Raw genomic sequence first — 19,129 nt, 5'->3', positions numbered from 1 at the left:
GGAGTCTGACAATGGCACGAATGAAATTTCTATGTGACACCAAACGCTGTATCGAGTGTAACGGCTGTGTTACTGCATGTAAGAACGAAAACGACGATGCGCTTGAATGGGGCATTCAACGTCGCCGCGTGGTAACACTAAACGACGGTGAAGCTGGTGAAAACTCTATCTCTGTTGCTTGTATGCACTGTACCGATGCGCCTTGTATGGCAGTTTGTCCAGCTGATTGTTTCGAGCATACCGAAGACGGCATCGTTCTTCACAATAAAGATCTGTGTATCGGTTGTGGTTACTGTTTGTTTGCTTGTCCGTTTGGCGCACCTCAATTTCCTAAACAAGAGGCGTTTGGTGAACGTGGCAAAATGGATAAATGTACTTTCTGCGCGGGCGGCCCAGAAACAGAGCCTGGCTCTGAGGAAGAACGTCAAAAATACGGTGCGAACCGTATCGCAGAAGGCAAGTTACCGATGTGTGCATCGCTTTGTTCAACCAAAGCGCTGCTTGCGGGTGACGCAGAGAAAGTCTCTGACATTTTCCGTCAACGTGTGGTAGAACGCGGCGCGAAAAACGCAGGTTGGACAGACGGAAACGATCTTTCTTACGATGCGACGAAAAGCTAAGTAAGGAGAGGCACATGTTAAACACGCTTAAACGTGCATCTCTAGCAATGCTGTCAATGATGACGGCATTGCTGCTGACTTTTGCAATGCCTGCTTCAGCAGAGGAACAATCTTCTAAAGTTATTCAACAGGAGATCACGCGACTCGCCGGGGCAGACTATTGGCGTGAAGTCAGAGAGGGGCAAGAAGGCTACACCACGTCCCAATCGCCAGAACATGGCGTATTGATCAGTAAACCTGGTGAGACTTGGTACATTCTAAAAGAGAAATGGATGTCTCCTGCTGGTGCTGTCGCGATTTTCGGCAGTATCGCGATGGTTATCATGGCTTACGTATTCGTTGGTCCTTTGATGCTTAGCAAGCCGCGTACTGGTAAAAAAATGAAGCGTTGGTCTCGTTTAGACCGCGCGCTTCACTGGAGCATGGCGTTTACATTCTTAACGCTGGCATTCAGTGGTTTGATGCTGGTTTACGGTAAGCACTTCTTAAAACCGTACGTTCCTACTGAGTTCTGGGGCTTTATCGTCATGTTGGCGAAGCAGTACCACAATTACATGGGACCATTGTTCTTCATTTTACTGATGCTCGTGCTCTTTAAATGGTGGCGCAAGTCGATTCCAAACATGACAGATGTTCGTTGGTTTATGAAAATGGGCGGCATGGTTGGTAAACACAAAGGCACACATCCGTCAGCTGGTTTCTCAAACGGTGGTGAGAAGGCAATCTATTGGTTGTTAATCTTCTTTGGTGCTATCGCGGCAGTGAGTGGCTTAGTTCTGGACTTTCCTATCTTTGGCCAAACTCGCCGTGACATGGAGCTTTCTAACTTAGTTCATGCGATTTCGGCGCTGATTCTAATCTGTGGCTTTATCTTCCACATCTATATTGGTCTATTCGGAATGGAAGGTGCGCTAGAAGGCATGGTGACAGGTGAAGTTGATGAAACATGGGCGAAAGAGCATCACGATCTTTGGTATGAGGAAGTGAAGTCCAAAGAAGCGATGGGTGAAACAGATACGGCACAAACGGAAGTAAAAGGAGCGAAAGCGAATGAACAAACCTCATAACGGGATTTGGATTGCGTACATCCTGAGCTGTCTGACCCCGTTTACGTTTCTGATCTCAGGCGTTATCGCAATTATCTATGCGGGTTACCGATTAGATAAGGGAGAAGACAGCGACGTAGTGATTTCTCATTACTACGGTTTAATTCGCACCTTCTTTCTCTACCTGACGTTTTTTGTTGTGTTGATCGTCACCGTCGCGACTTCTAACGGTGTACTCGTTGGCGTGAGTGATTATTGGTTGCATAGTACTTTGCTTGAAACCATCGCTTACTTTATTCCTTGGGTAGGGATGGTGTTTGCTGCATTAGCCATCTTGGTGTGGTTTATGCGAATGTTTCAAGGGATGCAGCAACTGCTCAATAACCAACCACACAGACCATCGACAGGTCCAAACCTTTAATCAGTATTCTTTAAGCAAAACCGCCGTAATAGGCGGTTTTTTTGTTGCTGTTTTGTCTCAAATATGAAGCACTTAGTCGCAGTGGTGATACTTGATGCAACTTATTGAGTGAATTTACGTAACTGGGCAGAAAATCATAGTTAAGTAAGAAACATGTAAAAAAATCGCGTCACGATGAGACATTAGTCTCACTCACGCTATTGTTCATTTACTCAGGATTCATCGTCCCGTTAAAGTACGCTGCGCTCAGAAATTCAAAGAGTTGCATACGTGAAAATTGCCATCAATACATTCAGTCTACGCATACAGAGGAATCTCTATCGGAGGATGTTTGATTAAGGCATCTTGCTCTCACAAATAAAAAGAGCGAAACGAGCATTAAATGATGCGGCAAGGTAAGAAAAGGACAAACACGTTACGGCTATGATCCCTCAATTCGTCATTCCTATCACGAATCGCTTTGGCGAAAGTTATCACTTCTCTGGTCAGTTACTTACTAGCGGCGAACCTAAAACATTCGTGACCAAACAAGAGGCAATAGAGTTTCTTGAGAGCTTTGGTGAGCTTGACCTTCGCTCTGTCGAGGACTTGTTCTATGCGATTGGTCAATTCAAGCCAAACATACCTGACGGTGAGCTTACTTCCCAACACTATAATTCAACGTTTGCCAATGCTTTGGTGAACGGTGATTTGCATGTCGCTCGAATTGTACCTACCGGCGAAAACTACGCACTCTCGTCAGCGGTTACGCCTCCACCGACTCAAAATACCGTCAATGCAAAACCATCGAAGGGAAAGGGGAAGTCGAATAAAAAGAGTGGCAGAAGTGCCGCATCCGCCAAGCCTCAGCAACAAAGCAGCGAAAAACATGAGAAAGCCGGTGATCCTGTATCACTTGTGACGGGTGAAGAAATTCTCGAACTCTATGATATCGAGCTACAACAAGGTACTACTTGGCAGCGTACTTACCGCTCTTCGCAGTCGGATGTAAATCATGGAATGGGCTTTGGTTGGCGACATGCATTTCAGTTTGAATTACGCGAAAAGACGGACGAGAAAGACAATGTTATCGCTTGGGAGTTTGTTGACGATAAGGCCAATATCACAGAATTTGAGCCAGTAGATATTGGAGCAACAAGTTATCAAATATACGCTGGTGCGAGCTGTTATTTCCTGAGCTCAACAACTCGGATTGTAACGCTCGCTAATGGGCATCAATATCGGTTTGAGCAAAAAGATGATCGCTGGCTTGTTAAACAAGTTAGAAATGGCACGTTTTCAACGTTTCAATTGCAGTATTCTCGAAACCATCGATTGATCGAGATCGCATATAACAAGCGTCCGGTTCTTGAATGTCAATATGATAAGCAAGGACGCCTTGTAGAACTGCTTAATGCAAAGTCCCAAAAAGTTCTGACAACTTATACCTATGATGAGCACGATGATTTGGTCAGTGCAACTAATCATTTAGGCTTAAAGGAACAGTATCAATACCGCGGCCATTTAATTGTTAAGCGTGTACGACCAACTGGCTTTACTCATTATTTTGAATGGGATGGCGAAGGTGCTAACGCGAAATGCATCAGGAACGTTGGGGACGCAGGAATTTATGACTATCGCTTCCATTATCAAGGAAATCATTCTTCTTATTCTGACTCGTTAGATCATCAATGGTCTTTCTTGCATGACGAGCAGGGTAACTTACTCGAGAAAATAAGCCCCACAGGTAGAACTTGGCGATGGCAATATGATGAATTGGGACGAAAAGCACAAGCTATCTATCCTGATCAGTCAACGGTCAATTATCAATATAATCAGCATGGTCAATTAGTCTCTAAGTTTCATTCCTCTGGAAAAGAAATTCAATATGGTTATGACGGCTTAGGTAAGTTAGTTAAAACGGTTTCACCTGATGGGGATATCGAGAAGGCTTACTACAATAGCCTCGGTCAAAGAGTTTGGGATACCGATCAGTTCGGCTGTGTCACGGAATATGATTACGATAAACACGGTCAAGTCGTCAAAAAAGAGTCTGAAGATGGTAAGAAAAGTCAGTGGTGGTGGGATGAACAACAAAGACTTATCGCGAATGAAATAGACGGTACATTACTTCGTTATAGCTACAATGAAGAAGATTTAGTGAATGGCGTTGCTTATCCCGATGGGTGTATTGCTCAACTCGCTTATAATCAATTTGGCAGGCGTACATCAGTTCGTTATTTTAACGACGAAGACAAAGTCGGTTATAGCGAAGAATATTCTTACGATGAGCACAGCCGTGTTGCTCAGATTCGAACGCCAGCAGGCATTACCTCGTATCAATGGGGAGCACTCGCGCAACAAGAAGCAGTCATCTTTCCCGATGGCAGCCATATTTCTTACGAATACGATCAACAACGTAACCTGACTAAATTAGTTCGGAGTGACGGCTTAGAATTCGAATTTCTGTATGACGATGAAGGCCAGCTATCAGGAACTGTTGGGTTTGATAATCTACAAAGCCAATTTGATTATGACGATATGGGGCGGATCCATCGTAAGCAAGTCGCCGATAGGACTGTGCTGTATCGCTATGACGCTGCGGGTTATCTCAAGCACGTCAAAGCAGGAAATGGTAGCAGTATTGTAGAGAACCACTTCAATTATACGCTTGGTGGTCGACTTACTTTCGCATCCAATCGCCATCAAACATTGCAATACCAATACTCTTCATTCGGGCATTTAACAAAGCGCATTCAAGGTCAGTTTGAGATAGCGCAGGAGTTTAACAGAGTTGGCCAACGCGTATCTCAGGTACTGCCAGATAATACGGAGCTGAACTTCTCTTATGATCGATATGGGCGTTTTTCAGCGATTCGGTTTGGAAACCTAGATTTACCTCAAATCAAATTTCATTACGATGAAATGGGACGAGTTTCCCAAATTGAAACGGCACATTTTAATGAGCGCATCATTTATGATGGTGTTGGTCGTTTGGTTGAACAACATTGGCCAGATAGAGAGAAAAAGTACGTTTACAATGCGCAAAACCGTATTTCATCAATCATTGATAATACGGCAGGAGCAACGCACTATCAGTACGATGCCTTAGGGCAACTGAAACGAGTCAATGCTTCCGGAGAAGTGACTAAGTTTGAATACGATAGTTTTGGCAATCCTACTTTGCCATCTTCAGAGGTATTCGCTGATCGTATTGAAGTACACGATGGTGTCCGGTTCAAATATGACGCGCAAGGAAACCAGACAAAACGTGAGGGGCAAGGACATGTTCAGACTCGCGTATTTGATGCGTTAAATCAGCTCATTGAAGTTCACACCGACGATGGCATCAGTCAATATGAATATGATGCATTAGGGCGCAGGACGAAGAAAATTACACAACAAGGCGTTACGGAGTTCTTGTGGGAAGGGGAACGTTTAATTGGTGAACGCTCTTCATGCGCTTTCCGCTGGTACCTATATCAACCAGAAACCTACACGCCAGTGGCACTGCTAGAAAATGACGTTATTTATTGGTACCAGTGCGATCAAGTTGGTAAACCAGAGCGACTGATCGATTGCGAGGGGAATGTTGTATGGAGTGCCAGCTACGATGCTCATGGCTTTGCTCATGTACATATTGAAAAAGTAGTAAATCCACTGCGTTTTCAAGGGCAGTACTTCGATCAAGAAACCGACTTACACTACAACCTCGCTCGGTATTACGATCCTAAGCTAGGACGCTTTATCCAACAAGATCCGATATCTATTGCTGGTGGCATTAACCATTACCAATATGCAGTCAATCCTATCCAGTGGATTGATCCAACAGGTTTCCTTTGTGAAGAAGGGTTAAAACGCTTGGGTCAAATGTTGGCAGAGTATCAGGCGCAAAGCGATGTCCCCCAAGAGGTTTGCGATCAGATTTTAGAGGCAGCAAAAGAATCATCCGTCGGAGAAGATGGCGTTCGCTCGCAAGTCAAAATCCGAAAACCCAAAGGTAAAAATCATATTCGATATGAATACGATTTAGACCATATTGATTGCGAGAAGAACGAGATTACTTTTTATCGCCACATTAATCATTCTGACGGAAGCAAACATGAAGTGCAGTACGTAGTCGGGATAGAAGAGTTTGTTAATGCTCACGTGTTTGATTCAGAGAAGGTCGGTGGCGATAAGACCTGCACCATCTTCACCGAGGACCTAGTGCTGAATAAAGCGGATTACAAGGATAACTCAGAATTCGAATTCAATAATAAGGATGAGGATGAGAAATACAAACTTTCTGAAGAATGCAAACAAAAGGTTGATGAGTGTTTAGCAGAACGTCAAAAGGCAATGGATGCGCGTAGCGGCGAAGAAGGGCATAACGCCCAAATTGCTAAAATTAACCAGCAGTCAGCAAAAATTGGTGAGTTGGTCGCGGATGACTTTGTTCGGAATATACGCCCTAATGCTAAGTTGATCCATCCCAAAGACCTTGCAACTTCGGGATCGAAACCAGGTGATTTCGATATGGTGTACCTCTCAGATGATCCTGAAGAAATCATCATCGTCGAGGCTAAGGGTGGCAGCAGCCCGCTCGGCAGTCGTAAAATTGGAAATATGGCATATCAGCAAGGGACAACTGAATATACAGCAGCAATTATTGGTGAGATGTCTAAGCAAGAACAAGGTACAACGGAAAAGATTGCTGCAAATCACATCAAATCCGCTATCAAAGATGATATTCCGATTCGTTATATTCATACACAAGCAGAAATATCTTCAGATGGTAAAGTCTCGAAAATTAAAGCGAAAGAATTTGATATAGACATGGGAGAATTTGGAAATGTTTGATGCCAAGGAATTAAAAAAGATTGAGCGATTGGCTCATATTAGTCTAACTCAAGCGGCAATAGATGCTTACAGAGAAGAAGTAAAAGAGAACTTAGATAAACGAAAAAGGCGCATTGCGATAAAAAGAGAAAACTTGGTTTATTTGAGTGATGATGTGTCTGAGCAAATTCGCCTGTATACATGGCTACCTCCATTAAATGATGATGAGAGAACCGGCACACTATGTCTATATGAAGCATCATTAATGCGTGCATTTTATCATCAGCTCGCCATGAGACCTGACGAGCCTCAAAGTATTCAATTACCTGGATACCCGGAAGTAACCTGGAAAGGTGAAGGTATTTTAAAAACGGGGTGTTTACACCCTAACCGATGGCTTGATGCTTATTTCACTTCGGTGATCGTGCGTGACAGGCCAAGTATGGACGTATTGGCGAGCTTTCCGATTTCTCTGATGAAACAAAGTTCTACGAAGGCTGGTGAGCTTTCTTACATGCTGGTGGATGTGATTCAGTCATTCCACAACCGCACATCGGATTACCCCGATAAGCTAGTCGCAGCAATGGACGCTGCAGTTGCTCAGGGTGATGACTGGGCATTAGAAATCGCCATGGGCATTTTAGAAACCTTTGCCGCCCTGACAACCGATATTGATTATGACTTTGAAGAGGTACTCATTAAGAACCTGCAGTTCCAGGAGCAATATCAAATGCGCTTGGATGCTCCTAAAAAATTGATTTCAATCGAAACCTTCATCTCTTTCCCTCTGCTTGGCATGGCTTGTATGTGGTACGACAAAGGTAACTGTTTATCTGTTGAAACCGGTTGGCTTCCTCCTTATCTCGTTGAAGGGCGTTGGCTAGAAGATGTAAAAGTAGGGAAGATCACACGATAAATTATCATTTATATAGAAATTCAGTATATAAGCCACCTTTCACGAGGTGGCTTATATGTTTACCGATATTCAATCAACCCCATCCAGTGGATTGACCCAACAGGTTTGGGGCAGCCAATGCTGGCATAGTATAAAAAAGTCTGAACTCAATACGAGTGATTATGAGCTAACAGAAAAAAACAAAGCAAAAATTGATGAATGCTTGAAAGAGCGTCAAGAGGCAATGGACGCTCGGATTGGCCAAGATGGATATAACGCGCAAATAAGTAAAATCAATAGACAATCGGCAAAAATTGTGAAACGGTCGAGGATGACTTTGTTCGGAGTAAACGTCCTAATGCTAAGCTGCTTCATCCCAAAGATATTGGAACCTCAATTTCGAAGCCGGGCGACTTTGATATGGTTTACGAGGTGGAAGAGCCACCACTAGGTGAAATTATCATTGTTGAGGCCAAAGGGGGAGCAGTCCTTTGGGTAGTAGAAAAATAGGAAACGAAGCATGTCAGCAAGGAACGTCTAAATATGCAGCGGCAATAGTTGGTAAGATGTCTAGGAATGGGCGAAATACAACAGAGTGGGAAACAGCTAAATCAATAAGAAACGCTTCGAGGAGTGGACGCCCAATTAGATAGATACATACTAAAACCCCAATCTCTGAACCAGGGAAAGTTTCAAAGATTAAAGTAAAAGAATTTAATGTAGATTTAGGGAAGTTTTAAAATGTCTGACAAAATTAAAATAAAAAGAAATGCTGATCCAAAGCTGACCTCGGAGTTAATCAAAGGCTATAGTTCTGATATTGATGAAGACCTTGACACGCGCAAAGAGGTAATCAGTATTCGTAGAGAAAACTTAGTTGCTTTAAGTGATGAATCGTTTTATCTAGTGAGATGGTACTCGTGGTTCCCACACTCCATAGAAAATGAACAAATCGGAACACTTTGCCTGTATGAAGCGTCATTAATGCGCGCGTTTTATCATCAGTTAGCGATGAGGCCTGACGAACCTCAAAGTATTCAATTACCTAGATACCCAGAAGTGACCTGGAAAGGCGAAGGTATTTTAAAAACAGGCTTCATTTGTCCTTCAATGTGGCTAGATGCCTATTTTACTTCTGTCATCGTCCGTGACAAAGCTAGCATGGATGTGTTGGCAAACTTTCCGATTTCTTTGATGAGACAGAGCTCTACCAAAGCGGGTGAGCTGTCTTATATGTTAGTAGACGTCATACAGTCGTTCCATCAACGTACAGCAGACTACCCTGATAAACTGGTGGCCGCGATGGACGCGGCAGTTGCTCAGGGTGATGATTGGGCGTTAGAAATCGCCATGGGTATTTTGGAAACTTTTGCTGCCCTGACAACTGACATCGGTTATGACTTTGAAGAGGTACTCATTAAGAACCTACAGTTCCAAGAGCAATACCAAATGAGGCTCGATAAGCCAGAGGACTTGATTTCTATAGAAACTTTCATATCTTTCCCTCTTCTTGGCATGGCTTGTATGTGGTACGACAAAGGTCATCGTTTATCAGTTGAAACTGGTTGGCTTCCTCCCTATCTCGTTGAAGGACGTTGGCTAGAAGAAGTAAAAGCCGGGAAGATCTCTCGATAAGCTCCTTTAGTTAGCAATTCAGTATATAAGCCACCTTTCACGAGGTGGCTTATATGTTTACCGATATTCAATCAACCCCATCTAGTGGATTGACCCAACAGGTTTCCTCTGTGAAGAAGGGTTAAAATGCTTACAGCAAATGTTGGCAGAGTATCAGGTGCAAAGTGATGTTCCCCAAGAGGTTTGCGATCAGATTTTAGAGGCAGCAAAAGAATCATCCGTCGGAGAAGGTGGCGTTCGCTCGCAAGTCAAAATCCGAAAACCAAAAGGTAAAAATCATATCCGATATGAGTACGATTTAGACCATATTGATTGCGAGAAGAACGAGATTACTTTTTACCGTCATATCAATCACTCAGATGGCACCAGACACGAAGTGCAGTATGTTGTTGGGATTGAGGAGTTTGTAAATGTGCATGTTTTTGACTCAGAGAAAGTTGGTGGAGAGGAAGGTTGTACGATTTTCACTGAAGATCTTGTGCTGAATAAAGCAGAGTATAAAGAAAACTCTGAACTCAATACGAGTGATTATGAACTAACAGCAAGAAACAAAGCAAAAATTGATGAATGCTTGAAAGAGCGTCAAGAGGCAATGGACGCTCGGATTGGCCAAGATGGATATAACGCGCAAATAAGTAAAATCAATAAACAATCGGCAAAAATTGTGAATTGGCGGCGGATGATTTTGTTCGGAGTAAATGTCCTAATGTTAAGCTGCTTCATCCCTAAGATATTGGAACCTCAATTTCGAAGCCGGGCGACTTTGATATGGTTTACGAGGTGGAAGAGCCACCACCAGGTGAAATTATCATTGTTGAGGCTAAAGGAGGTAGCAGCCCGCTGGGTAGCAGAAAAATTGGAAATATGGCATATCGAATACACTGCAGAAATCACCAACCTAATGTCTGAAAAAAGGAAGGGACGACTGAAAAATAACAGCAAGACAAATCCAAGATGCAGCTTTATCCGGCATACCTATTCGATATATACATACTCAAGCAAGCATTCAAGAGAACGGGGATGCATCGGATGTAAAACTAAAAGTGGCAGAGTTTAAAATTAATTCTAAAGGGCTAATTTAAAATGCAAAGTAAAGTTGTAGAACGCAAAGCAAACCCTGAGTTGAGTGAAAGTGGAGTTTCTTCTGAGAAAGAATTTATCAATAAGATACTAGATCAGCGAAAAGAGGGTCTTAAAATCAGGCGGGAAAACCTGGTCAGTCTTGGTGATTTCGCCATTGACCAGGTTCGCTGGTATACCTGGTTTCAAACCTCGCATGAAGACGAACAAATTTGTACATTACGTCTTTACGAAACTTCTCTAATGGGCGCTTGTTATCATCGACTTGCTAGGAATCCCAATGATGAATTAACTATAAAGATTCTCGACTATCCTGAAGTAAAGTGGGACGGGGAAGGTATTTTAAAAACGGGGTGCATAAATCCTAATAGATGGATTGATATGTATTTTATATCGGCAATTGTGCGTGACAGGCCAAGTTTAGACGTATTGGCGAACTTTCCGATTTCTTTGATGAGGCAGAGCTCTACCAAAGCGGGTGAGCTGTCTTATATGCTAGTAGACGTCATTCAGTCGTTCCACAACCGCACACCGGATTATCCTGACAAGCTGGTTGCAGCAATGGACGCAGCGGTAGCTCAAGGGGATAACTGGGCGTTGGAAATTGCGATGGGGATCCTAGAAACCTTCGCAGCGCTCACTACTAATATTGGTTATGATTTTGAGGAAGTGCTCGTTAAAAACCTACAGTTCCAAGAGAAATACCAAATGAGGCTCGATAAGCTAGAGGACTTGATTTCTATAGAAACTTTCATATCTTTCCCTCTTCTTGGCATGGCCTGTATGTGGTACGACAAAGGCAACCGTTTGTCAGTTGAAACTGGTTGGCTTCCAGCTTATCTCGTCGAAGGACGTTGGCTAGAAGATGTAAAAGCAGGGAAGATCATTCGATAAACTCCTTTAGCAAATCAATATACAAGCCATCTCTCATGGGGTGGCTTTTACGTTTGAGGTGGGGAGCTTGTTGTTTGTTGAACGCTCCATCATTGGTGGCATTACCAATATGCAGTCCACCATATCCAGTGGATTGACCCAACAGGTTTGGGGCAGCCAATGCTGGCATAGTATAAAAAAGTCTGAACTCAATACGAGTGATTATGAGCTAACAGAAAGAAACAAAGCAAAAATTGATGAATGCTTGAAAGAGCGTCAAGAGGCAATGGACGCTCGAGCTGGCGAAGAGGGATATCACGCTCAAATTGGTAATATTAACCAGCAGTCTGCAAAAATTGGTGAGTTGGTCGCGGATGACTTTATTCGGAATATACGCCCTAATGCTAAGTTGAGCCACCCCAAAGACCTTGCAACTTAGGGATCGAAACCAGGTGATTTCAATATGGTGTACCTCTCAGATGATACTGAAGAAATCATCATCGTCGAGGCTAAGGGTGGCAGCAGGCCGCTCGGCAGTCGTAAAATTGGCAATGAAGCATATCAGCAAGGGACAAGCAAATATGCGGCGGAAATCGTTAAATTAATGTCTGAACAAAAAGCTGGTACAACAGAAATTGATGCTTCAGATGGCGTATCTAAAGTGAATGTAAAAGAGTTTGATATTAGCCTCAAAGAATTAGGTCAAGGGAAGTAAAGTTAGTATGAAAAAGATAAATAGAAAAGCAGCCTACGAGTTGAATACTGAGGAACTTAATTACTATACAAAACAAATAGAAAAAAACTTAGAGAAAAGAAAACATCGTATCACAATAAAGCGCGAAAACTTGATATATCTAACAGACGGGGTTTGGGAGCAAGTTAGGTTATATACTTTGTTTCCAGTGTCTGAACTAAATGACCGAATAGGAACGCTGCGTCTATTTGAAGCCTCGATAATGCAAGCTAGCTATCATCGACTAGCTCAAAAACCTGAAAGCCCTTTGACGGTTAAGGTACCTGATCATCCTGAAATAACTTGGAAAGGCGAAGGTATTTTAAAAACAGGTTTCATTAGTCCTTCAATGTGGCTAGATGCGTATTTTACCTCTGTCATCGTTCGTGATAAACCTAGCTTGGACGTATTGGCGAACTTTCCGATTTCTTTGATGAGACAGAGCTCTACCAAAGCGGGTGAGCTGTCTTATATGCTAGTAGACGTCATTCAGTCGTTCCACAATCGCACATCGGGTTATCCTGATAAGCTGGTTGCAGCAATGGACGCAGCGGTAACTCAAGGGGATAACTGGGCGTTGGAAATTGCGATGGGGATCCTAGAAACCTTCGCAGCGCTCACTACTAACATTGGTTATGACTTTGAGGAAGTGCTAGTCAAAAACCTACAATTCCAAGAAAAATATCATCTTCGAGAATTAGGACCAGATAGGATAGGCATCCGCACTTTTATTAACTTCCCACTGCTTGGCATGGCTTGTATGTGGTACGACAAAGGCAACCGTTTATCTGTCGAAACTGGTTGGCTTCCTCCCTATCTCGTCGAAGGATGTTGGTTAGAGGATGTAAAAGCCGGAAATATAATTCGCTAAGCTTCAAAGGGAACTAGGTCATCATTTCTGACGTTTTGTTGCGTTACACTTGGCATTATGTGTCCTTTTTAAAGATACATAAGCCCTTTTACTCGAATAGCTTGAAGCCCTCAGACTTAAGAGTAGAAGTAGCAGAGTTTAAAATTGATTCCAAAGGACTACGTTAAAATGCAAAGTAAAGGAACAATCAAAGTTGTAGAACGCAAAGCAGATCCTGAGCTGAGTGAAAGTGGAGTTTATTCTGAGAAAGAATTCATCAATAAGATATTAGAACAGCGAAAAGAAGGTCTTAAAATCAGGCGAGAAAACTTGGTTAGTTTTGGTGATTTTGCCATTGACCAGGTTCGCTGGTATACATGGTTTCAAACCTCACATGAAGACGAACAAATTTGTACATTACGTCTTTATGAAACTTCATTAATGGGGGCTTGTTATCATCGGCTGGCTATGTTTCCGAATGAGCCATTAACTGTTCAGATACTCGGTTATCCAGAAGTAACATGGGATGGTGAAGGTATCTTAGAAATGGGCTTCATTTGTCCTTCAATGTGGCTGGATACTTATTTTATATCGGCAATTGTGCGTGACAGGCCAAGTATGGACGTATTGGCGAACTTTCCGATTTCTCTGATGAGACAGAGCTCTACCAAAGTGGGTGAGCTGTCTTATATGTTAGTAGATGTCATTCAGTCGTTCCATAACCGCACATCGGACTACCCTGATAAACTGGTGGCCGCGATGGACGCGGCAGTTGCTCAGGGTAATGACTGGGCGTTAGAAATCGCCATGGGTATTTTGGAAACTTTTGCTGCCCTGACAACTGACATCGGTTATGACTTTGAAGAAGTATTAGTTAAAAACCTACAGTTCCAAGAGCAATACCAAATGAGGCTCGATAAGCCAGAGGACTTAATTTCTATAGAAACCTTCATCTCTTTCCCTCTGCTTGGCATGGCTTGTATGTGGTACGACAAAGGCAACCGTCTATCTATTGAAACCAGTTGGCTTCCTCCCTATCTCGTCGAAGGACGTTGGTTAGAAGAAGTAAAAGCAGGGAAGATCACACGATAAAACCCTTTAGTTAGCAATTCAGTATAATAACGTTCAAATCGCCAAGATTAATCAGCAATCTGCAAAAATTGGTGAGTTAGCCGCGGATGACTTTGTTCGGAGTAAACATCCTAATGCTGAGCTGCTTCATCCCAAAGATATTGGAACCTCAATTTCGAAGCCGGGCGATTTTGATATGGTTTACGAGGTGGAAGAGCCGCCACCAGGTGAAATTATAATTGTTGAGGCCAAAGGGGGGTAGCTGCCCTATGGGCAGCCGTAAGATTGGAAACGAAGCGTATCAGCAAGGGTCTAGCAAATATGCTGAAGAAATCACTAAGCTAATGTCTGAAAACGAAGATGAAACGACAGAAAAAATAGCTGCGAAAAAAATCAGAGATGCATCAGATATAAAACTAGGAATAGCTGAGTTTAAAATTGATTAAGAAGGGTTAGTTCAACAATGCAAGGTAAAAAGCCAGCCAAAATTATAGAGCGTACAGCAAGGCCCAGGTTAGATGATAATAGCATTGCTTCTGAGAAAGATTATATCAATCGAATCTTAGATAAAAGAAAAGAAGGGCTCAAAATTAGGCGAGAGAACTTGATTAGCTTTGGAGATTATGCATTCGAGCAAGTGCGCTGGTTTACGTGGTATCAAGCTTCATGTGAAGACGAAAAAATTTGTACATTACGCCTTTATGAAACTTCGTTGATGAGTGCTTGTTATCATAGCCTTGCAATGCATCCCAATGATAAATTAACCATAAAGATCCTCGACTATCCTGAAGTAACATGGAAAGGCGAAGGTATTTTAAAAACAGGCTTCATTTGTCCTTCAATGTGGTTAGATGCCTATTTCACCTCTGTCATCGTTCGTGATAAACCTAGCATGGACGTATTGGCGAACTTTCCTATTTCTTTGATGAGACAGAGCTCTACCAAAGCGGGTGAGCTGTCTTATATGCTAGTAGACGTCATTCAGTCGTTCCACAACCGCACATCGGATTATCCTGATAAGCTGGTTGCAGCAATGGACGCAGCGGTAGCTCAAGGAAATAACTGGGCGTTGGAAATTGCGATGGGGATCCTAGAAACCTTCGCAGCGCTCACTACTAACATTGGTTATGATTTTGAGGAAGTGCTCGTTAAAAACCTACAGTTTCAAGAGAAATATCATCTTAGAGAATTAGGACCAGATAGGATAGGCATCAGAACTTTTATCAACTTCCCTCTGCTTGGCATGGCATGTATGTGGTACGACAAAGGCAACCGTTTATCTATTGAAACTGGTTGGCTTCCTCCTTATCTCGTCGAGGGGCGTTGGCTAGAAGATGTAAAAGCAGGGAAGATCATTCGATAAACTCCTTTAGTTAGTAATTCAGTATAATAACGTTCAAATCGCCAAAATTAACCAGCAGTCTGCAAAAATTGGTGAATTGGTCGCGGATGACTTTATTCGGAATATACGCCCTAATGCTAAGTTGCTCCATCCCAAAGACCTTGCAGCTTAGGGATCGAAACCAGGTGATTTCAATATGGTGTACCTCTCAGATGATACTGAAGAAATCATCATCGTCGAGGCTAAGGGTGGCAGCAGGCCGCTCGGCAGTCGTAAAATTGGCAATGAAGCATATCAACAAGGGACAAGTAAATATGCGGCGGAAATAGTTAAGTTAATGTCAGAGAATAAAGGAGGAACAACTTAAAAATTAGCTGCCGACGAAATCCAATACGCCGCTTTATCCGGTAGACCTATTTGATATATACATACGCAGCATCCCAGAAAGTGGAAAAGCCTCGGACGTAAAACTAGAAGTGTCAGAGTTTAAAATTGATTCAAAAGGATTAAGTCAAAAATGCAAAGTAAAAAATCGGTCAAATTTTTAGAGCGAAAAGCAAATCCTGAACTTGACACACAAGCCATTGTGAATCGGAAAAAATTTATAAACCGGGTTTTAGATAACAGAAAAGAAGGCCTTAAAATCAGGCGGGAAAATCTGGTCAGTCTTGGGGATTTTGCCATTGACCAGGTTCGCTGGTATACCTGGTTTCAAGCCTCACATGAAGATGAGCAAATATGTACCTTGCGTCTTTATGAAACTTCGCTAATGGGCGCTTGTTATCATCGGCTCGCTATGTATCCGAAGGAACCATTAAGTATCCAGATCCTCGACTATCCTGAAGTAACTTGGAAAGGCGAAGGTATTTTAAAAACAGGTTTCATTTGTCCTTCAATGTGGCTAGATGCGTATTTTACCTCTGTCATCGTTCGTGATAAACCCAGCATGGATGTATTGGCGAACTTTCCGATTTCTTTGATGAGACAGAGCTCAACCAAAGCGGGTGAGCTGTCTTATATGCTAGTAGACGTCATTCAGTCGTTCCACAATCGCACATCGGATTATCCTGATAAGCTGGTTGCAGCAATGGACGCAGCGGTAGCTCAAGGGGATAACTGGGCGTCGGAAATTGCGATGGGGATCCTAGAGACCTTCGCAGCGCTCACTACTAACATTGGTTATGACTTTGAGGAAGTGCTAGTCAAAAACCTACAATTCCAAGAAAAATATCATCTTCGAGAATTAGGACCAGATAGGATAGGCATCCGCACTTTTATTAACTTCCCACTGCTTGGCATGGCTTGTATGTGGTACGACAAAGGCAACCGTTTATCTGTCGAAACTGGTTGGCTTCCTCCCTATCTCGTCGAAGGATGTTGGTTAGAGGATGTAAAAGCCGGAAATATAATTCGCTAAGCTTCAAAGGGAACTAGGTCATCATTTCTGACGTTTTGTTGCGTTACACTTGGCATTGTGTGTCCTTTTTAAAGATACATAAGCCCTTTTACTCGAATAGCTTGAAGCCCTCAGACGTAGTAGTAGAAGTAGTAGAGTTTAAAATTGATTCAAAAGGATTAAGTCAAAATGCAAAGTAAAGAATCGATCAAGATTGTAGAGCGCAAAGCAAATCCTGAACTTGACACACAAGCCATTGTGAGTAAAAAAAATTTTATAAACCGGGTTTTAGATAACAGAAAAGAAGGTCTTAAGGTCAGGCGAGAAAACTTGGTTAGTCTTGGTGATTTTGCCATCGACCAGGCTCGCTGGTATACCTGGTTTCAAACTACGCATGAAGACGAACAAATTTGTACATTACGTCTTTACGAAACTTCTTTAATGGGAGCCTGTTATCATCAACTTGCTATGAATCCCAATGAAGAATTAAGTATCCAGATACTCGGCTATCCAGAAGTGACATGGGATGGTGAAGGTATTTTTAAAACAGGCTTTATTTGTCCTTCAATGTGGCTTGATGCTTATTTTACTTCGGTGATTGTGCGTGATAAACCTAGCATGGATGTATTGGCGAACTTTCCGGTTTCTTTGATGAGACAGAGCTCTACCAAAGCGGGTGAGCTGTCTTATATGCTAGTAGATGTCATTCAGTCGTTCCATAACCGCACGTCGGACTACCCTGATAAACTGGTGGCCGCGATGGACGCGGCAGTTTCTCAGGGTGATGATTGGGCATTAGAAATCGCCATGGGTATTTTGGAAACTTTTGCTGCCCTGACAACTGACATCGGTTATGACTTTGAAGAAGTACTCATTAAGAACCTACAGTTCCAAGAGCAATACCAAATGAGGCTCGATAAGCCAGAGGGCTTAATTTCTATAGAAACCTTCATATCTTTCCCTCTGCTTGGTATGGCATGTATGTGGTATGACAAAGGCAACCGTCTATCTATTGAAACCAGTTGGCTTCCTCCTTATCTCGTCGAAGGACATTGGTTAGAAGATGTAAAAGCAGGGAAGATCACTCGATAAATCCTTTAGTTAGCAATTCAGTAAATAATCCACCTTTCACGAGGTGGATTATATGTTTACCGATATTCAATCAACTCCATCTAGTGGATTGACTCAACAGGTTTCCTCTGTGAAGAAGGGTTAAAACGCTTACAGCAAATGTTGGCAGAGTATCAGGCACAAAATAACTTTCCCCCAAGAGGTTTGCGATCAGATTTTAGAGGCAGCAAAAGAGTCATCCGTCGGAGAAGATGGCGTTCTCTCGCAAGTCAAAATCCGAAAGCCAAAAGGTAAAAAACATATCAGAAGCTCTAGTCAAAATTCCAGTCAATGAATTAATAAAACTAACGGTATCTCGCCCTTTTTGGGGGCATTAAGCGTTGGATGGGAGCCTACGAGCGATTTTTACCCAGCAGTCGGTGAAGGTGGAGTTAATCAATTTCTAGGAGAAACTAAAAGTTGGGACGATAGCTAGGTTATCCCATTGCAAAGTTGAGGATAAAATGAATTTTGAAGATGATCTTGTGACTATACTCATAAATTTCAGAGATAACATTATTAATGATATGGCTCTTAAAAAGTGGGTTACTAATAATGAGTGCGATTTAAAAGCCTTGCTAGGAAAGTCAGGGCTTACTTTGAAAATAAATAATGGTGATAGAAAGGCAGTTACGTCTGTAATTGCTCAATATAGTGGCTCGGAAAAAACTTATTTTATATAAGGAGGGCCCCTTCAAAGGCTTGACCGACGTTGAGTGCTGTGAAACAGCAATTGCTATGGCAGTTTCTAATGGAATTCTAAAAAAGTGCCTCAACCTCATTGGTTTCAGCCGTCCACTAAAGAGATCGGGGCCGCCGAGTTTTACGAATCTATAGGCAGTAAATCTGTTTCGAATCTGGTAATCCCAGAGCGAGCATCTAGAGGGTACTGGAAAAAATAGGTTAGATCTCTATTTTTGGCGTTCATGTTTCGTGACACATGGCATTTTATGGCTAAGACTCAACGGTATGTCACTTAACTAGGAGTTGTCCCCTAAAAAATAATGGCGTGTTTTCTTACAACCAGGAGACTACGGTATGGCCTACCTTGTAGAAGAACCCAAAACCCAGGGAAATTATTCTCGTAGACGTTAAGAGGTATTAGCCCACTAGACAGGCGTAAGGTTGGAAATATGGCATATCAGCAAGGGACAACTGAATATGCAACTGCAATTACTGATCTAATGGCTCAAAAGGACAAAGATACAACCGAATGGAAAGCGGCCAGAAGTATAAAAAGCATTGAGAAAAAAAACT

General features: G+C 42.5%; 14 protein-coding genes and 4 pseudogenes. All 18 read left to right on the top strand.

The window, feature by feature from the left end; all coding sequences use genetic code 11:
• The first annotated feature begins 11 nt into the window (after positions 1–11).
• The 18 genes and pseudogenes from fdh3B (at position 12) to R7O13_RS08370 (ending at position 18,555) form a co-directional block, all read left to right on the top strand.
• Positions 12–620, top strand: a complete 609-nt coding sequence (gene fdh3B, locus R7O13_RS08450; RefSeq protein ID WP_005377536.1) for a formate dehydrogenase FDH3 subunit beta — start codon at positions 12–14, stop codon at positions 618–620.
• Between the two features lie 14 nt (positions 621–634).
• A complete protein-coding gene (locus R7O13_RS08445; protein WP_226083600.1) occupies positions 635–1,687 on the top strand; it encodes a formate dehydrogenase subunit gamma in 1,053 nt (350 codons plus the stop codon).
• A complete protein-coding gene (locus tag R7O13_RS08440) occupies positions 1,671–2,087 on the top strand; it encodes a hypothetical protein (RefSeq protein WP_226083599.1) in 417 nt (138 codons plus the stop codon). The genes R7O13_RS08445 and R7O13_RS08440 overlap by 17 nt, the downstream gene beginning before the upstream one ends.
• Positions 2,088–2,510: 423 nt before the next feature.
• Positions 2,511–6,908 carry an RHS repeat-associated core domain-containing protein gene (locus tag R7O13_RS08435; RefSeq protein ID WP_318303554.1) on the top strand — a complete coding sequence of 1,466 codons (4,398 nt, stop codon included), beginning with the start codon at positions 2,511–2,513 and terminating at the stop codon, positions 6,906–6,908.
• Positions 6,901–7,803 (top strand): immunity 49 family protein, encoded by a 903-nt coding sequence (locus tag R7O13_RS08430; protein WP_053350543.1) that lies wholly within the window; start codon positions 6,901–6,903, stop codon positions 7,801–7,803. The genes R7O13_RS08435 and R7O13_RS08430 overlap by 8 nt, the downstream gene beginning before the upstream one ends.
• A 720-nt stretch (positions 7,804–8,523) precedes the next feature.
• Positions 8,524–9,417 (top strand): immunity 49 family protein, encoded by an 894-nt coding sequence (locus tag R7O13_RS08425; protein WP_318303551.1) that lies wholly within the window; start codon positions 8,524–8,526, stop codon positions 9,415–9,417.
• 64 nt (positions 9,418–9,481) lie between these two features.
• Positions 9,482–10,499: pseudogene (locus tag R7O13_RS08420) on the top strand (type IV secretion protein Rhs); the annotation flags it as partial.
• Position 10,500: 1 nt separating this feature from the next.
• The gene (locus R7O13_RS08415) at positions 10,501–11,391 is read left to right on the top strand and encodes an immunity 49 family protein (RefSeq protein ID WP_318303550.1); all 891 of its coding nucleotides are present in this window, start codon (positions 10,501–10,503) and stop codon (positions 11,389–11,391) included.
• A 175-nt stretch (positions 11,392–11,566) separates the two neighbouring features.
• A pseudogene (locus R7O13_RS08410) lies at positions 11,567–12,085 on the top strand (type IV secretion protein Rhs); the annotation flags it as partial.
• A 7-nt stretch (positions 12,086–12,092) separates the two neighbouring features.
• Entirely contained in the window at positions 12,093–12,974 is an 882-nt protein-coding gene (locus R7O13_RS08405) for an immunity 49 family protein (RefSeq protein ID WP_318303548.1), read from the top strand.
• Positions 12,975–13,142: 168 nt separating this feature from the next.
• A complete protein-coding gene (locus R7O13_RS08400) occupies positions 13,143–14,045 on the top strand; it encodes an immunity 49 family protein (protein ID WP_318303547.1) in 903 nt (300 codons plus the stop codon).
• A gap of 28 nt (positions 14,046–14,073) precedes the next feature.
• Positions 14,074–14,470: pseudogene (locus tag R7O13_RS31520) on the top strand (hypothetical protein); the annotation flags it as partial.
• A gap of 17 nt (positions 14,471–14,487) precedes the next feature.
• A complete protein-coding gene (locus R7O13_RS08390; protein WP_213911295.1) occupies positions 14,488–15,387 on the top strand; it encodes an immunity 49 family protein in 900 nt (299 codons plus the stop codon).
• 175 nt (positions 15,388–15,562) lie between these two features.
• Positions 15,563–15,733: a hypothetical protein gene (locus R7O13_RS08385; protein ID WP_005398475.1), complete on the top strand. Its 171-nt coding sequence runs from the start codon at positions 15,563–15,565 to the stop codon at positions 15,731–15,733.
• Positions 15,734–15,883: 150 nt separating this feature from the next.
• A complete protein-coding gene (locus R7O13_RS08380) occupies positions 15,884–16,783 on the top strand; it encodes an immunity 49 family protein (RefSeq protein WP_318303546.1) in 900 nt (299 codons plus the stop codon).
• A 168-nt stretch (positions 16,784–16,951) separates the two neighbouring features.
• Positions 16,952–17,854 (top strand): immunity 49 family protein, encoded by a 903-nt coding sequence (locus R7O13_RS08375; RefSeq protein ID WP_033905290.1) that lies wholly within the window; start codon positions 16,952–16,954, stop codon positions 17,852–17,854.
• A gap of 63 nt (positions 17,855–17,917) precedes the next feature.
• Positions 17,918–18,140: pseudogene (locus tag R7O13_RS31515) on the top strand (hypothetical protein); the annotation flags it as partial.
• Positions 18,141–18,336: 196 nt separating this feature from the next.
• On the top strand, positions 18,337–18,555 hold the full coding sequence (locus tag R7O13_RS08370; RefSeq protein WP_033905291.1) for a hypothetical protein: 219 nt from the start codon (positions 18,337–18,339) through the stop codon (positions 18,553–18,555).
• The last annotated feature ends 574 nt before the right edge of the window (positions 18,556–19,129 follow it).

It is taken from the genome of Vibrio sp. Y176, assembly GCF_033438945.1.
The sequence above is the reverse complement of the archived record's forward strand: the minus strand, read 5'-3'. Positions and strand labels throughout refer to the sequence as shown.

Bases quoted from the DNA above. Each gene is read 5' to 3' on its own strand.
- fdh3B (WP_005377536.1), top strand. From the start codon at position 12: ATGGCACGAATGAAATTTCTATGTGACACCAAACGCTGTATCGAGTGT.
- R7O13_RS08445 (WP_226083600.1), top strand. From the start codon at position 635: ATGTTAAACACGCTTAAACGTGCATCTCTAGCAATGCTGTCAATGATG.
- R7O13_RS08440 (WP_226083599.1), top strand. From the start codon at position 1,671: ATGAACAAACCTCATAACGGGATTTGGATTGCGTACATCCTGAGCTGT.
- R7O13_RS08435 (WP_318303554.1), top strand. From the start codon at position 2,511: ATGATCCCTCAATTCGTCATTCCTATCACGAATCGCTTTGGCGAAAGT.
- R7O13_RS08430 (WP_053350543.1), top strand. From the start codon at position 6,901: ATGTTTGATGCCAAGGAATTAAAAAAGATTGAGCGATTGGCTCATATT.
- R7O13_RS08425 (WP_318303551.1), top strand. From the start codon at position 8,524: ATGTCTGACAAAATTAAAATAAAAAGAAATGCTGATCCAAAGCTGACC.
- R7O13_RS08415 (WP_318303550.1), top strand. From the start codon at position 10,501: ATGCAAAGTAAAGTTGTAGAACGCAAAGCAAACCCTGAGTTGAGTGAA.
- R7O13_RS08405 (WP_318303548.1), top strand. From the start codon at position 12,093: ATGAAAAAGATAAATAGAAAAGCAGCCTACGAGTTGAATACTGAGGAA.
- R7O13_RS08400 (WP_318303547.1), top strand. From the start codon at position 13,143: ATGCAAAGTAAAGGAACAATCAAAGTTGTAGAACGCAAAGCAGATCCT.
- R7O13_RS08390 (WP_213911295.1), top strand. From the start codon at position 14,488: ATGCAAGGTAAAAAGCCAGCCAAAATTATAGAGCGTACAGCAAGGCCC.
- R7O13_RS08385 (WP_005398475.1), top strand. From the start codon at position 15,563: ATGGTGTACCTCTCAGATGATACTGAAGAAATCATCATCGTCGAGGCT.
- R7O13_RS08380 (WP_318303546.1), top strand. From the start codon at position 15,884: ATGCAAAGTAAAAAATCGGTCAAATTTTTAGAGCGAAAAGCAAATCCT.
- R7O13_RS08375 (WP_033905290.1), top strand. From the start codon at position 16,952: ATGCAAAGTAAAGAATCGATCAAGATTGTAGAGCGCAAAGCAAATCCT.
- R7O13_RS08370 (WP_033905291.1), top strand. From the start codon at position 18,337: ATGAATTTTGAAGATGATCTTGTGACTATACTCATAAATTTCAGAGAT.